The organism is Lysinibacillus sp. NPDC095746 (genome assembly GCF_044763535.1).
Lineage (GTDB): Bacteria > Bacillota > Bacilli > Bacillales_A > Planococcaceae > Lysinibacillus.
The window spans coordinates 46876-61394 of the sequence record NZ_JBIWGL010000016.1; the positions used below are offsets into that span (position 1 = coordinate 46876).

17 protein-coding genes and 1 pseudogene are annotated in these 14519 nt (G+C 35.9%); 12 read left to right on the forward strand and 6 right to left on the reverse strand.

Annotation, left to right across the window (positions count from 1 at the left end):
* Positions 1-27 precede the first annotated feature (27 nt).
* The 3 genes from ACIQ7N_RS13210 (at position 28) to ACIQ7N_RS13220 (ending at position 1937) form a co-directional block, all read left to right on the forward strand.
* Positions 28-597: an LOG family protein gene (locus ACIQ7N_RS13210; protein WP_402932751.1), complete on the forward strand. Its 570-nt coding sequence runs from the start codon at positions 28-30 to the stop codon at positions 595-597.
* A gap of 101 nt (positions 598-698) precedes the next feature.
* Positions 699-1259, forward strand: coding sequence for an LOG family protein (locus ACIQ7N_RS13215; RefSeq protein WP_402932753.1), 561 nt, complete (start codon positions 699-701; stop codon positions 1257-1259).
* Positions 1260-1556: 297 nt separating this feature from the next.
* On the forward strand, positions 1557-1937 hold the full coding sequence (locus tag ACIQ7N_RS13220; RefSeq protein WP_402932755.1) for a DUF3997 domain-containing protein: 381 nt from the start codon (positions 1557-1559) through the stop codon (positions 1935-1937).
* 246 nt (positions 1938-2183) lie between these two features.
* Here the strand turns inward: ACIQ7N_RS13220 and ACIQ7N_RS13225 are convergent, their stop codons facing one another.
* The 4 genes from ACIQ7N_RS13225 to ACIQ7N_RS13240 all read right to left on the reverse strand — a co-directional run bounded on the left by ACIQ7N_RS13225 (position 2184) and on the right by ACIQ7N_RS13240 (position 5356).
* The gene (locus tag ACIQ7N_RS13225) at positions 2184-2612 is read right to left on the reverse strand and encodes a HEAT repeat domain-containing protein (protein ID WP_370048166.1); all 429 of its coding nucleotides are present in this window, start codon (positions 2610-2612) and stop codon (positions 2184-2186) included.
* A 375-nt stretch (positions 2613-2987) separates the two neighbouring features.
* Positions 2988-4229 carry an IS110 family RNA-guided transposase gene (locus ACIQ7N_RS13230; RefSeq protein WP_402932757.1) on the reverse strand — a complete coding sequence of 414 codons (1242 nt, stop codon included), beginning with the start codon at positions 4227-4229 and terminating at the stop codon, positions 2988-2990.
* A 353-nt stretch (positions 4230-4582) separates the two neighbouring features.
* Positions 4583-4912 (reverse strand): tyrosine-type recombinase/integrase, encoded by a 330-nt coding sequence (locus ACIQ7N_RS13235; RefSeq protein WP_402932894.1) that lies wholly within the window; start codon positions 4910-4912, stop codon positions 4583-4585.
* A 144-nt stretch (positions 4913-5056) separates the two neighbouring features.
* The gene (locus tag ACIQ7N_RS13240; RefSeq protein WP_402932759.1) at positions 5057-5356 is read right to left on the reverse strand and encodes a site-specific integrase; all 300 of its coding nucleotides are present in this window, start codon (positions 5354-5356) and stop codon (positions 5057-5059) included.
* A gap of 236 nt (positions 5357-5592) precedes the next feature.
* On the opposite strand from ACIQ7N_RS13240, the gene ACIQ7N_RS13245 reads away from it, so the two are divergent.
* From ACIQ7N_RS13245 to ACIQ7N_RS13255, 3 genes are all read left to right on the forward strand, one after another.
* A complete protein-coding gene (locus ACIQ7N_RS13245; RefSeq protein ID WP_402932761.1) occupies positions 5593-5835 on the forward strand; it encodes a hypothetical protein in 243 nt (80 codons plus the stop codon).
* Positions 5808-6149, forward strand: coding sequence for a hypothetical protein (locus ACIQ7N_RS13250; RefSeq protein WP_402932763.1), 342 nt, complete (start codon positions 5808-5810; stop codon positions 6147-6149). Before ACIQ7N_RS13245 ends, ACIQ7N_RS13250 begins: the two co-directional genes overlap by 28 nt.
* A gap of 150 nt (positions 6150-6299) precedes the next feature.
* Positions 6300-6530 (forward strand): hypothetical protein, encoded by a 231-nt coding sequence (locus ACIQ7N_RS13255; RefSeq protein ID WP_400933998.1) that lies wholly within the window; start codon positions 6300-6302, stop codon positions 6528-6530.
* A gap of 211 nt (positions 6531-6741) precedes the next feature.
* Here ACIQ7N_RS13255 and ACIQ7N_RS13260 read toward each other — a convergent pair whose 3' ends face one another.
* Positions 6742-6936, reverse strand: a complete 195-nt coding sequence (locus ACIQ7N_RS13260; RefSeq protein WP_142511121.1) for a hypothetical protein — start codon at positions 6934-6936, stop codon at positions 6742-6744.
* Positions 6937-7202: 266 nt separating this feature from the next.
* Here ACIQ7N_RS13260 and ACIQ7N_RS13265 point away from each other — a divergent pair.
* The 6 genes and pseudogenes from ACIQ7N_RS13265 (at position 7203) to ACIQ7N_RS13290 (ending at position 12806) form a co-directional block, all read left to right on the forward strand.
* Positions 7203-7583, forward strand: a pseudogene (locus ACIQ7N_RS13265) (GrpB family protein).
* Positions 7584-7801: 218 nt separating this feature from the next.
* A complete protein-coding gene (locus ACIQ7N_RS13270) occupies positions 7802-8245 on the forward strand; it encodes a VOC family protein (protein ID WP_402932765.1) in 444 nt (147 codons plus the stop codon).
* 356 nt (positions 8246-8601) lie between these two features.
* Positions 8602-9351, forward strand: a complete 750-nt coding sequence (locus tag ACIQ7N_RS13275) for an SAM-dependent methyltransferase (RefSeq protein ID WP_402932896.1) — start codon at positions 8602-8604, stop codon at positions 9349-9351.
* A 600-nt stretch (positions 9352-9951) separates the two neighbouring features.
* On the forward strand, positions 9952-11019 hold the full coding sequence (gene rsgA, locus ACIQ7N_RS13280) for a ribosome small subunit-dependent GTPase A (RefSeq protein WP_402932767.1): 1068 nt from the start codon (positions 9952-9954) through the stop codon (positions 11017-11019).
* Positions 11016-12032 (forward strand): aminoglycoside phosphotransferase family protein, encoded by a 1017-nt coding sequence (locus tag ACIQ7N_RS13285; RefSeq protein WP_402932769.1) that lies wholly within the window; start codon positions 11016-11018, stop codon positions 12030-12032. Before rsgA ends, ACIQ7N_RS13285 begins: the two co-directional genes overlap by 4 nt.
* Before the next feature lie 186 nt (positions 12033-12218).
* Positions 12219-12806 (forward strand): GNAT family N-acetyltransferase, encoded by a 588-nt coding sequence (locus ACIQ7N_RS13290; RefSeq protein WP_402932771.1) that lies wholly within the window; start codon positions 12219-12221, stop codon positions 12804-12806.
* A gap of 595 nt (positions 12807-13401) precedes the next feature.
* Here ACIQ7N_RS13290 and ACIQ7N_RS13295 read toward each other — a convergent pair.
* Positions 13402-14355, reverse strand: a complete 954-nt coding sequence (locus ACIQ7N_RS13295; protein ID WP_402932773.1) for a TRM11 family SAM-dependent methyltransferase — start codon at positions 14353-14355, stop codon at positions 13402-13404.
* Between the last annotated feature and the right edge of the window lie 164 nt (positions 14356-14519).

Here is a 14519-nt window from a genome sequence, read left to right on the forward strand (position 1 = left end):
ATTGAAATCGAGACAGGGGGTCCAATAATGAAAATAAAAAATATAACCGTATTTTGTGGTTCAAGTGAGGGGAAAAATGCCTTTTATTTAGAAGCAGCTAAAGAACTGGGAAGAGATTTAGCTTCACAAGACAGAACATTAATTTACGGAGGCGCTCAAGTAGGTTGTATGGGGGCTATAGCTAATTCAACTTTGGAAAATGGAGGGGATGTAATAGGAGTTATTCCTCAAAAATTAAAAGATATTGAAATTGCACATGAAGGACTTACAGAACTACATGTCGTAGCTACTATGCACGAAAGAAAAGCAAAAATGGTATCTCTATCGGATGGTTTCATTGCTCTTCCTGGAGGTGCAGGAACTTTAGAAGAGTGGTTTGAAGTTTTTACTTGGGCACAACTAAGTTATCATCAAAAACCATGCGGATTATTAAATGTTCATGGATTTTATGATCCGCTATTGTCTATGATAGATCATACAATTCAAGAAGGGTTTATGAAAGAAACATACAGGGATTTGATAATTGTAGATACCGACCCAAAGAAGCTGTTAGAAAAAATGGACGCTTATAAGTACTCTTATCAGGTGAAATGGTAATAAGCCAATTATAAATAGGGTTATCTTATTTTTATTTAACCTTCTTTAATGAAAATCACTCTTTATACTTCTATAATAAAAACATAGAGGAGGAATGAAATTTGAATATTTCAGTTTATTGTGGTGCAAGTCTAGGTAACAAGGATTTATACCAAGAGGCAGCTAGATCACTTGGAAAATGGATTGCCGAAAATGGTCATACTCTAGTATATGGCGGAGGAAAAGCAGGTCTAATGGGTGTGATTGCAGATGAAGTTTTATTACATAACGGTAAAGTAATCGGAATTATTCCAACATTTTTAATGGACCGAGAGCTAAGTCATCCTAATTTAACTCGTTTAGAAGTTGTTCATTCCATGTCTGAACGTAAAAATAAAATGATTGAATTAGGGAACTGCTATATTGCACTACCTGGGGGACCTGGAACTCTAGAAGAAATCTCCGAGGTAATTTCATGGGCAAGAATTGGACAACACCAAAATCCATGTATTTTATTCAATGTAGGTGGCTACTATGATAAATTAAAAGATTTTTATGATGATATGGTAACAAACGGTTTTTTAACTGAAGCAGATAAAAAAGCAATGAAGTTTTCCAACTCATTCATCGAAATCGAACAATATATCGCAAATTATACACCGCCAATGGTACGGACATATTAATTTAGAGATGGTGCAGTCTCATAAGCGCTTTTTGACTAAAATCATATGAAATGGAAAAGGCAGAAACGCTGTAAAATCAACGTTTTTGCCTTTCGCTGTTTATTCATTTTTGCTTAAAAATTCTCTTTTTGGACAGCCCCTTTTCTAAAATATTATTGCTACTCAACTAAGGAGTATAGTTCGAGGTGGAAAAGAAACCCATTGTCTAATATGTCGTTACATATTTGAGCGGGGTGTGATTCTGATAAAAAAGTAATGCTAATATTGCTATGTTTATTTTAAACTGGCTGTGCTGGGATGGCTGATTATACAATCGATTTAGAAAACGGATATCGAATTGACCGACTATCAGCTCACCAGATCGCAATCTATGGTGATAAGCCTGTACAATCTGATGATGAAACAATTGTAAATTATTTGTATGTTCCAGCTAAAGTGACAGATGTTTGGTGGAACAAAGATTATATAGTTACTAAACAAATAGTATTAGTGGTTGATGAAAACGGTTATGAAAAGCCACCTGAAAAGCTTTCTAATAAAGAAATTTCATATTGGATTATTGGTGTAAATAATCATCAAGTTTTTGGTCCATTTGATGAAAAAAAGTTAGAAGCTGAAACAGATAATTTGGGATTAACAGAAAAAATATCCCTAACATCAATTGAAAAATTGAAGTAGATTAATCTTTCGAAGGCGTCGGTCTTAGAAGTTTTAACCCTTTTTTGTTGAACTTATTGTGCTAACGGAGCAGGTTAGTTTAATAAGGTGTTTGTTTTATCATTAAACAATAAAGATAGATGAACAAAGAAAAGAAGTAATACAATTTAATATTAGTTTCGATGATCCGCAGCGTAAGATAAGTAAAAGCCATTCCCTCCACAAGCGGAGAGAATGACTTTCCTTCATAAATCGCAAAACTACTGATTATAGTTTTGCCCAACGTTCCTCTAACCAGTTCATAAATTCTACACCTTTGTCGCCTTCATACGCATCAAAGACATCTAAACGCATTCGTTTTAGTTTATCCGCAAAGTCTGCCACTGTATGGTCCTTCGGTAAGCTCTTTTTCACCCGCAGGAAAATTTTGTCTGTGCCTTTGATAATATCAAAACGTGCAGGTGATGGCTTCTCTACGTCCTCACCAAACGCCGCGAGTGCTTCATAGGCTGCTAATTGTACCTTGTTGACAGTATCATGCTGCATACGATTTTTTAATAAATCTATGATTTTGTCATGTTGATAAGCCGATAACATTTCGACTGCGTCTAAACGCTCTCGCCAGCTAGACGTATAATTGGCCTGTTTTTTTAATGTTTCATACTGCTCAGGTAATGCTGTTTCAAACTGTTTCAAGTAATTGCACCTCTTTTTTTAACTAGAGGAAAAATGAATTCTTCTTCCGCTTCTCTTATTATACGTTGTCTGGGTGAAAATAGCGATGAATCGTTGGTAAGGAATATATACAGAAAATGGAAACTAACTACATTAAGGTGAACGGTATCATAAGTATGTACTATTCTTTATTAAATTTGCTTTTCTTATTAAACTAACTGGGTGCTGCTTTACTTGAAGATCATTGAGTTGCATATGCAGCTCTTTTTTATTGAACTAAACCAGCTAATAGTTTGTCAATAATTTTCTGTTAAAAGTTTAATAGGTACGTGCTATAAATAACCTTCCTAACGTTTGTTTTTGGAAGGTTTTGTTTGATTTAGTTGTACTTACTTATCAAGCTAAATCTTGGTACGTAGTTCTGTTTTTTAATAAGGCAAATATCCAATGTAATAGTTTATTAATACAAGCTACTATCGCCACTTTAAAAGGTTTTCCTTCGTCACGTTTTTTATCATAAAACTCACGCAATTTCTTGTTTCGAGGAATGATTTTATCGTCTGTTTTAGTTTTCCTGCAATCTCGTATTGCACAACGAACAGCCATGAACAAGGCATGACGAAGTCTACTTGAACCTCGTTTTGTAATTCGATTTTTGGTTGCTGAAAACTTACCTGATTCGAAAACACTTGGGTCAACTCCAGCGAAAGCCACAAGCTTTTTAGGGTTGTTAAATCGATCTATTTCACCAATTTCAGAAATAATCGTTGCAGCGATCTTTTCACCGATACCTGGGATAGATTTGATAATACTATATTCTTCAATTTCTTTAGCGAGGGCATCTATTTCTGACTCTAACTTTGATAGGTGCTCTTTGTATTGAAGAAGGATCTTTATATACATCTCAAGACTTAAAATATGACTCTGGTAAACTGTTTTTTCAAAAGGATTACGAGCTGCAGCGGCTTTAAGCTGTATAGCTTTTTCATTTGCCCATCTAATGGATCTACTCTTACATAGTTCATTAATTTTGTCTGTAATGGATTCCTCACTTGCTTTCAAAATATCTTCTGAAGAAGGGAACTCTGAAAGAGTTAATAGTGAAACATTAGAATATAAATCTCCGAAGACCCCGTTATATTCAGGAGATATCTGTTCAAGGACTGCCTGAAATTGCAACTTAGTTTGAATCATTACGCCAGTTATATTTTCATGTTGTCTTGTAAGACTACGAAGATTTAATAACTGCACACCACGTTTTTTATATGACTCTAACTCCTCTTTGTAGAACAATTCACAAAGAAGATAGGCATCAATGGCATCCGTTTTTACTTTTCTCAAACTCGATCCTCTTGCCTTATATGAAATTAACGGATTAATGATAATCAATAAATATCCTCGTTCTTCTAAATGATGTATGACAGGAGCACCATAATGTCCTGTAGCTTCTAAAATGATTGTAGGCTTCATACCAGCCTCGTTTTTTACATCCTCTAAGAATATGACAAGGTCATTTAGACCTTCTAAATCTAAAGTATGCGTTACCTTATAACTTTTACGATACGGTTTGCCTTTATCTAAGAATGCCTGAACCTGGCTTTCCCCTTTTGAAATATCCAGACCAACGACTGGATTCATTCTTAATCTCCTCCTAGAATCATAGTTTGCCAGTTACCCCTAATCCTCCATGCAGTGTCATAGCTTCGCTTGTTATACGAGATCTAAGTCCCAACCAGCCTCAATCATGTTTCTGCAAGTAGGGGGCGAACGGTTTAGTTGACGGGGTCAAGCCCCACGAGCAGTTACGTTCTACCCTGGCTACTGCTATAATAAAACCAAATAAAAAATGATCAACCAGAAATATCTGGCTGACCTTATAATACGAACGGGGTGCTTTTGTCAAGTGGAGCAAAGTCTTTTAAGACCTTGCTCCTTTTTCATTTAAAAGTACTTCTGATAATACTCTTTCCTTAGCCTCCGCTTAATTGAGCTTAGATCCTAGTTGTTTCGCTTTTCTCATGCCCCATAAGACTTTGTATGACTTCTATGGGAGCTCCATTGTTCAACAAATGAGTTGCATAGCTGTATCTAAGTTGGTGTGGATGAATTTCTTTATTGATTTCAGCACGATTTGATATCCGCTTGATGATGTATCGCATTTGGGCTACACTCATTTTATGTGGCTGCCTTACTGTCACAAAGATGGCAGGATTATTGTCAGTACGGCTTTCAATATATCGTTTAAGCCATATGTCACAACGCGTATTAAAATAAACCTCCCTTTCCTCTAACGATTGCGGATTGATTGGATCAATTAATATGGTTCTTTTCTAACGCAACTATTTCTCCAATTCGGCAACCAGTAGAAAACATGAATTCGAAAATCGCTTTTTCCATTGCGGAATGACAGGATTCACGGAGGTGTTCAATCTCCCGTTCGGTTAAATACTTGGGTATCCGCTTTCCTACTTTCGGTTCTTTAATTTTGGAGGTTGATTCTTACTCAGGTATCCTTCTTCATGAGACCAACGAAAAAATGATTTCATAAAGCGAATACGGTGTGCAAGACTAGCTGGTTTTAAGTGCTTGCCGGATATAGCAAGATATTCCTTCAGTTGATTGGTGTCAAGCAAGTCCATCTCTATATACTTAAAATAACCAATTAATAGCAAAGACTGTAACCGGTAGGCCTTCAGCGTTTGTCGCGAAAAGCCCTCTATTCGTTTATCCACTTCAAACAAAGTCCATGCTTTTGACAGTAACAATTCCACTCCCCCTAAAATAGTAATATAAAAGGGATTATTGCCAACTTAATAGAATTCTAGACATAAGGAGTGATTTTTCTAACGGGGCAGGATACTTTAAAAGGTATTCAAGGTTTTTTGGGTAAATTATCAAATAAGGGAGTAGATGTTTTGAATAAATATCTTAAAATCACGCTTGGCATTTTAGGTGTCATATTATTAGGAATTGGAATACTTGTTGTTGTCTTATATTAGAAATGAAACCTGATAAAGATAAAGAAGAAGAAGTAAGAATTCAAGCTGAACAATATTTAGAAGATAATTTTAATGATAACTTCGAGATATATGACACTCTGTATGATAATATGGGGAACTTTGAATTTGAATATGCGGCTAAGGTCAGGGATAAGAAAACGAATACAGAGTTTTTAGTTTATTTTGATGCTGAAACAATCAAATGGTGGACACTTACATGGCGGATAAATGGGCAAATGACTTAGAAAGTGAAATACGTCCTTTTATTAAAAAGAATTTTGGAGAAACAACTGATTTCTTCGTTTCCTTTACCAATAATAATATCGGGCAAGAATTAGGTATCGACCCTCTTAATCCTAAAAGTTATAAAGAGTTTGATGTTGCACCGATTATTCGTATTATAGTCACTCGCAAAAAGAGTGAAGATGACGAACAAATCTTAAATGAATTCATAGCTTTTCTAAAAAGCGAAGATAAATTACAACACGGTTCATTTGCTATGAGTTATATCGATGAAAGAGGTGTCATTTTAGATGATGAATGGAATAAAGATTTTTAATTATATAATTTCTTCAATTAATGGGGTGCTTTACTTGAAGATCATTGAGCTGTTTAGACAGCTCTTTTTCCTTATTGTATTAACGGAGCAGGATAATTGAATAAAGAAGATTGAAAAGAAAGTAATCCACAAAAAAGGGAGGTATAAAAGGTGGACTTATTACTCTGGATAACTATTGGTTTCATAATAATCGGATTTGTTGTTCTCACTTCTATGAAAAAAGGTATGGAAAGTAAGCTCGCTTTTATAAAAGTAAATATGGAAGACGAGGAAAGTTCAACAAAAGCTAAATCCATAATTTGGTGGATAGTGAGTACCACAGCTTGGGGAATAGTGAGTATAACTCTTATTGTTTGGTGGTTTCATAATCACTTTGGGTAACTGTTGGTTTCAAATGTACTTAAACAAACGGAGTGATATACTTCAAGAAGGGATTCCACAGAGATCCCATCCTTTTCTTTTTCAACTAACAGAGCATTTAGCTAAACAAGTTATAAAATGAAAAGAATAAAATAATTAAAAAAAGCATTCCGGTGAATGCTTTTTCAAAACAGCTTTGTCTGGTATATGTCTTTCCGATATTGCCGGTATATCAGACACCCATTTTTCTACGGGTATTGCTTGTTTTTTTCGTTTGCTGGCTTTTCATTTTTTTTGTTGAAAGGTCGGCATTCTTTTTTCCTTTATTAGCAGAGGAATGGTTTTTTTTGTTTTCAAGCTGCTGTTTCACTGCCTCTTTCAGGCTGATTTTTTTGGGGGATACTTCAGATTGATTATTCTCGGTCATAGGAAATGCTCCTTTGAATATGATAGTTAGTCCAGTATAATCTATTTTCTATTATTTGTGAAGCTTTCCACTTTAAATTACAACAAGTAAAGACGCTTTTTACTAACGGTGCAGGTTTGTTGAAGCAGGTTTTAGGTTAGCTTTATAGAATTAGATTTAGAAGTATATTTTAAAGGTAGGAACAAAATAAGGAGACCAATTGTTAATCTTAGTGATTATAACCTTACTGGGAAAAAGAATTTGAATATGAGAAAAAAGAATTGTTGATGTTAGGTGATAAAGTTGTGGGAATTGAACATATTGGAAGCACTTCTATAAAGGGATTGGAAGCGAAACCAATAATTGATATTATCTTGAGCATGCAAGATTTAGATGAAGTATCCAACTTTGTTATTCCTCTTAGTGAAATTGAATATGAATATGTTCATAAACCTGAGTTTAAAGATAGAAGATTTTTTAGGTAGGGATTATGGGGACAGGGTACTTGTCATCTGCATATCTGTGAAATTAACAGCAGTGAGTGGATTGAAAAATTATTGTTTCGAGATTATCTTAGGCTACACCCCCATGATGCTTCATTAAAAAAGAACTTGCCTCTAAATATAAGTACGATAGAACAACATATACAAAGAAGAAAGAACCGTTGAGGGAATGGATTGTTTTGTAGAATGACTTCAAAAAGGAATTTTCGTATCTAGGTGTTGTGGTAGGTATAACAACAGGGCTATTTTCTGCAACGCATTCTATAATATGGCTAAAGCCATTTAAAGCCACTGGCAATGCTGGTATCTTTTTATTATATTAATCGTCCCTTTGTTAATACTAGAATTTGAATACAGGATAAGAAACTATGGAGGTATGAAATATGAAGATCAAAAGAATAGATCATGTGGGTGTAATCGTAAATGATCTCTCTGCCGCTAAAGAGTTTTTTCTCGATTTTGGACTTGAGGTGAAAGGGGAGTGGGAAATGGAAGGAGAGTTAATGGGATATGCAGTTGGGTTGAATGACGCTAAAGTAGCGTGTGTAGGATTGGGAACGACAGACGGTCAGACATGGATAGAGCTAATCAAATTTTATACACCGTCAGATGAAAAAGATATCCAGCAACCCTTTGCAAATACACTGGGTCTCCGACATATTGCATTTACTGTTGAAGATATTGAAGCTGTTGTTGCCAAATTGAAAAAGAAGGGTACGGATATCTTTAGTGAGATACAGCAATATGAAGAAAGTTATAAATTATGCTACGTTCGTGGTCCAGAGGGAATTATTTTGGAGTTGGCTGAGGAAATTAGCGTTGATTAAAAATTATTGAGTATATAAGCTGCTCTTTTTCATTTATTGAACTACCAAAAACAATTAGTTCAATAAATGGATTTGTTGCGTAGGTTTTTTATGTAGATGGAAGATGAATAATATCCAATTATAGGATAAACCATTTTACAAGAAATATTTATTTAATAATATCCAGTTTCTAATTTCTTTCCATAGAATGCGCTACATAGAGGCTAACGAAGTGTCTTACTTGAAGATCATTAAGTTGCATAGGCAGCTCTTTTTTAATGAATGAACGAACGGAGCAGCTTAGCTCTTTGAAAAAGGTAAATATTACTATTTTGTGGTATTATGAATGTACTTATAGAAGGGTGGGGTGAGTTTAGCTGAGTAAAATAAAGCATAGTACTAAGTTAGATTTAGAGAGAATAATTTTCATTGGGAGAACTTTTGAAGAATATTTGGATATGTTCTCCCTTTCAGAAGAAGAACTTCGAGGAAAGAAAATACTTGATTGTCCAGCAGGAGCTTGTTCATTTACTGCCATTGGCAACAAATCAGGTTTCGATGTAACCGCTTGTGACATTGCCTATTTTCATTCTGGTGAAGACTTAAAAAATAAAGGTCTTCGAGATATTGAACACGCAATGAAGCATATGGAAAAAGCTAAAACCAATTATAAATGGGACTATTTCAAGGATATAGAAGGTCTTAGAAAATTTCGTTTAACGGCTTTACAAGATTTTGATAATGATTTGAAAAAATCGAGTGAAAGATATGTTCCTGTTAAATTGCCTACTTTGCCATTTAAGAATAATGAATTTGAGATTCTTCTCTCAGCACATTTTTTATTTATGTACGCAGATAGGTTAGATTATCAATTTCACATAGAAACGCTAAACGAGCTGTTGAGGGTTACAAAAGAGGAAGTTCGTATTTTTCCTTTAGTCGATTTAGAGGGAAAAAGGTATCAGCATCTAGACAAAATATTAAGTTATCTTGCTGACAATAACTGTACAGTTGAAGAAGTGAAAGTTTCATATGAATTTCAAGAAAATGCCAATTCAATGTTGAAAATAAAAAAGGGTAAAACAACGTTGGACGGTTATCTTTTTGAAATGAATACAGATAGTTGAAGAAGGCTCATTTTTATAATACTCCATTTTGATCAAATTTTTTCAAAATGGAGTTTTTTGCATTTATCTGTTTTGTTATTTCGTGAATTTAAAAAGCAATAATAGTCCCATTAAAAAAAGAAACAACGAATGAAGGTGGCTTTTCTTATCTTAGATGCGATAGTTAGGGATTGAGTTGGGGAGGCAGCTGATCGATAAAATTTGCTGATGTCCAAATCTTCTGTTGATTTTTCACAAAGGGTTATGTCAGAATATATGGGTGGGGTTATATCCCAATTTTTTCTACGAAAGGAGATGTTTGTAATGACAACTTATATGGTATTGGTGGTTTTAGCTTAACCGAAAATCGGGCATAGTAAATTCCAATCTTTAATTAAAACTTGGAATGAGAGCAACCGGGTGGATTACCCGTGTTTTTTGCTATGCCGTAAACAGTAACCTTTCGTGAATACTGCTGTTAGCGGGATACGATGAAGGTCGTATTCCTTTTTGATTTTAGTCGACTTTTGACTTTTATCCGCGAAACAGCAGCTTCTTAGGAGGCTGCTTGTTCGCGGTATTTTTATGCCTAAAAACAACTTTTAAGAGAGGATCGGTTCAATGATTGATTTGAAACAATTCGGCTATATCGAAGTCGAATCGCCGCCGATAGGTTTAATACCTGGAAGGGTTTCGGAATTACAGCGAGAGCAATATACCGTCATCACCGAACGAGGAGAAGTGACGGCTGTATTGAAGGGCGCTTTCTATCACACCGCGGTGACGCGAGAGGATTTTCCATGCGTTGGCGATTTTGTATTTCTGCAATACAACGAAAACGGTGCTTCGCTCATTGCCAAATTGCTGCCTCGCCGCTCGAAATTTTCCCGCGCTGACTATTCGGGACACGCAGCAGGGTATGTCAAAACCATACTGGAGCAAGTCGTAGCAACGAATTTTGATTACGTATTTATCATGTCGTCCTTAAACTGGGATTTCAAGATCAGCCGCATCATGCGCTACCTGACACAAGCACGGCAGAGCAGCAGCCAACCTGTCGTAATCTTAACAAAAGCTGACTTGGCCACGGATTTCAGCACATCGATAGCTGAAGTTCAGAAAGCCGCTCCTGATGTGCCGGTACACGCAGTTTCCAGCCATACCGGGGATGGTTTAGACGGGTTGAACGAATATCTACAACCAGGAAAAACCGTGGTATTACTCGGTATGTCTGGTGTGGGAAAATCTTCGTTGCTAAACGCTTTAATGAATCAGGAGGTGATGACTGTCAAGGCTATCCGCGAGGCCGACAGTCGGGGCCGGCACACAACAACGCATCGCCAGCTGTTCATGCTCCCTTCCGGTGCGATGGTTATTGATACACCTGGTATGCGTGAACTTGGGCTGTTTGATGCAGACGACGGGATTAGCGCAGGATTTAACGATGTGGAGGAATTATTCACACAGTGTCGCTTCAATGACTGCCGCCACCAGACGGAGCCAGACTGCGCAGTTCTTGCAGCCCTTGCTGATGGTTCATTGGCACCAGAGCATTGGGAGCGTTACCTTGTACAGAAGCGGGAAAACAAATTTGTGGATGATAAATCGGGGTATCTCATAGATAAACGGGCGTGGCAAAAGTCGATTGCTATGCGACATAAGGATAAAAAGGGAGGATACAAGAAATGAACAACAATAATGAAAAGTTTGTAAAGCCCGAAATACTGACGCTTGTTTTAAATAAAATGCTCGACAAGACGATAATCCACGCAGATTATCAACTTAAAGAGTTGCAAGGCGGGACAATAGGAATTGTTCAGCTTGTAACAGGCATGGCTGAAACTTCTGAAGGCGAACATGTGCCATATAAGATAGTTTGGAAAACACAGAAAAAATTTGAGCGTTATGGTGATCCGAATTCATGGCGTAGGGAATACGACCTCTATACATCAGATTTTAAAAAGATTTTCTTTGACTCGTTCCGTTGGCCGGAGTGTTATCACGCCGAAATAAATGGCGATGAGATTCAACTGTGGATGGAATATATTGATGGTATGTCAGGTTTAAATCTAACCTCGGAAATGTATGAACATATAGCTGAGGAATTGGGGCGATTCCAAGGCAAGTTGTATACTGAACGACCAAAATTGTTGCAAAATTTATCCAATTTAAGCAAGGTTGAGTATATGAAAAACTACTATCTGCATTATCGGTCATGGAATGTTTTGTATGATTATATACGCTCCGATGACTGTGAAATCCCGAAGCACTTGTGTAAAATGCTCATAGACTTAGATAACAATGCGAGGGAAATATTCAGTCGAATTGAAAAGCTACCAGTAGTGCTTTGTCACAGAGATTTTTGGGTGGCCAACATATTCTATTCGGACAGTAAAATCGTACTTAACGATTGGGATACCGCCGGATGGGGGTACATGGGCGAGGATATCGCCAGTTTAATAACGGATGAAGCGGATGTTAGTCATATGCTTGAATACTACCAAAAATGCATTCCGGCATATTACAGGGGTTTTTCGGAATATGCGGATGTGTCCCATATATCCGATCATTGTATCTATGAACTAATTCTTGCTATGTTCGGATACAGGCTCGTGGAGTGGTATAAATTTGCTAAATCGCCCGAAGATAAATCATTGCACCTTAATACCTTACAAAAAATCTATGAGATGAGAAATTTATAATAAAAAACTGAATGTATCTATGTATTGTTTTAATATATGGAATTTAACAATTTTAAAATAAGAAAGTAGAGAAAATAAATGAAAACAACAAATTATCCTTTAATGAATAATTTGAGTTTTGATTATTTCTCCTATGTATTTCTTAGAACTAAAGGTTACAAAACCCTTTAGTAGAATTAGCTAATTTTGAGAATTATAGAAATATATAGGGTATGTGTGAAAGTGGCTCGTCTTAGGAGAGGAGATAAAAAAATAATTGAATTACGAAAAATAACAAGGGATAACATAGATGAAGTAATAGCGCTTGAAGGTGGGGAAAACCAGAAAGTTTTTATAGAAACTACTAACCTCAGAAGCTTTGCAGACGCTCATGTGTTGAACGCAGACGGGGTACCAGCGACTCCTTTTGCTATTTATGCCGATGAAGTTGTGGTTGGATTTTTGATGTTTATTTATGATACGTTGGATCACGAATCATTTGAAAATGAAGTTTTTTACGGGAAGAAGTGCTATTTTATTTGGCATATTATGATTGAAAAGAGTTATCAGGGGAAAGGATATGGCAAACTAGCCTTTGAAAAAATGTTGATGGATATTGAAACTATGCCATATGGGGAAGCAGAATATGTAGCCCTCTTTTATCGAACAAGTAATATCAAAGCTAAAACATTATACGCTTCATTTGAATTCGTAGATACAGGCATCATTCAGGATAATTCGATGTTGGCGATGAAAAATCTAGATACGAAAATAACAGAATCCTTAGTAAAATAGGATCTCTCGGAAAGAAATGTCGAAGAAAAAACCGATTTTATAATATTTATATCGATCGGGCCCGATTGATCATAATCTTTTAAGAGATTCATTTTTTATATCAAACTTAAATCTGCTAAGGGAGAATCCATTTTGATCAATCTTTGTTCAAAGTGGATTCTTTTTATTTAAATGAAAATTGCAGGCTTGCGAGGGTGTTTTGAATAGGGGCGCGAAATGCTAACTGTAAGATCAGCCTGACAGACGATTTTTAATTTCTTCTGATAAAGGTATCTTATATAAACTGCAACTGTATTGAATGTACAATGTATGAACTACAGAACAAATGATGATGAGACAGTATCTTTTAGCCTTTTAAAATGAGATTGAAAGAGTTTTTGCTCAGCTCTGATATTGTAGGGGCTGGGGTGGCGGTTTGTATTACTGGCCATTGACTACTAAACAGGGCTGTGAATGGATCCGAAGAAGCTTAGGAATTTTTATAAAACTAACAAAAAGAGACCTAGATAGTTGTCCAGGTCTCTGTTTTATGTAGCGGATTTTTATAGAAATGATATTCAGCAAATTGCCGCTTATGTTGTACCCAAAAACTAAGTTATTCACATAATAGAATTTGACGTAAAAATGATTGTTTTTTAGCAACGCATCGATCTTTTATCATCAAACCTGCATCTTCTATCATGTCATCAATTGTTTCAATTGTAACGACAACAATCTTATCGGCAATTCGGCGAGCATGTTTTATAATATCAAATTGATCTTCTGGTGATGAATGCGTAAATAAGTTATAAGGTAAATCAATTATAGCAACATCATAGTGTTCCGTTACTTCCGAGATGGGACCTACTGTAATTTTGCCTGTTAATCCAAAATAAGCGATATTTTCTCGGGAACCTTTGCAAACATTATAATATATATCTCGCCCTTCCATATTAATTCCCATGGAAAGTGCTTCAATTACTACTGTTCCAATACCACAACAAGGGTCGATCGCCCGAATATTTTGAGGCTGGGGAACTGCGATATTCGCAACAGCACGAGCTACTCTTGTACTAAGTGCCGTTGAATAACTGTTTGGTTTGTGTAAATGTTTACGCCAAATCGATTCACTCTTCATATACTTTCCAAAATGCCAGATCCCATCTACTAACATAAGACCAAATATAATGTCAGGTTGATTTAGGTCTGGTTCTCCAGCAATACATAATCCTATCTCACGTTCGAATAAACGACGCTCTGATTGAGGGATTTTCTTCGTCTCACCTATAGCCATACTATTTAAACAAACCACTTTAAAAGTTGCTTCATTTATGTTTATATCCTTCACCATCGTCATGATGTTTTCTACGCTATTATCTTCATATAGCACTTCAAGTCTCTCTTGTATAAAGGGGCTACGGCTTGGATCAATTTTAATATTGCTTATTAAATAGTTTGATTGGGAATCAAGGTTAAAAAATGCACGCATCTCCATTCTGCATAGATCGTACTCGTCAACATGATGGACATATGTGTATATAAATTTATTATTATTTTGCTCGTTGCTCAATTGATTACCATCCTTTTATATTGTTGTTCACTAGATTTTACTAACGTTCATAAAAAACAAATGAAGTTATTTATGTGTAATCGTATCATAGGCGTCTCTATCAAGCCACTCGATTCACAATTATGGCAAGGTTCAATCGATATAGTGGGGAAAATCTATGGAAT

Coding starts and splice junctions, on each gene's coding strand:
- ACIQ7N_RS13260 (WP_142511121.1), bottom strand. CDS start 6,936: ATGACCGAGAATAATCAATCTGAAGTATCCCCCAAAAAAATCAGCCTG.
- ACIQ7N_RS13245 (WP_402932761.1), top strand. CDS start 5,593: ATGAAACCTGATAAAGATAAAGAAGAAGAAGTAAGAATTCAAGCTGAA.
- ACIQ7N_RS13210 (WP_402932751.1), top strand. CDS start 28: ATGAAAATAAAAAATATAACCGTATTTTGTGGTTCAAGTGAGGGGAAA.
- ACIQ7N_RS13220 (WP_402932755.1), top strand. CDS start 1,557: ATGGCTGATTATACAATCGATTTAGAAAACGGATATCGAATTGACCGA.
- rsgA (WP_402932767.1), top strand. CDS start 9,952: ATGATTGATTTGAAACAATTCGGCTATATCGAAGTCGAATCGCCGCCG.
- ACIQ7N_RS13230 (WP_402932757.1), bottom strand. CDS start 4,229: ATGAATCCAGTCGTTGGTCTGGATATTTCAAAAGGGGAAAGCCAGGTT.
- ACIQ7N_RS13285 (WP_402932769.1), top strand. CDS start 11,016: ATGAACAACAATAATGAAAAGTTTGTAAAGCCCGAAATACTGACGCTT.
- ACIQ7N_RS13250 (WP_402932763.1), top strand. CDS start 5,808: ATGGCGGATAAATGGGCAAATGACTTAGAAAGTGAAATACGTCCTTTT.
- ACIQ7N_RS13270 (WP_402932765.1), top strand. CDS start 7,802: ATGAAGATCAAAAGAATAGATCATGTGGGTGTAATCGTAAATGATCTC.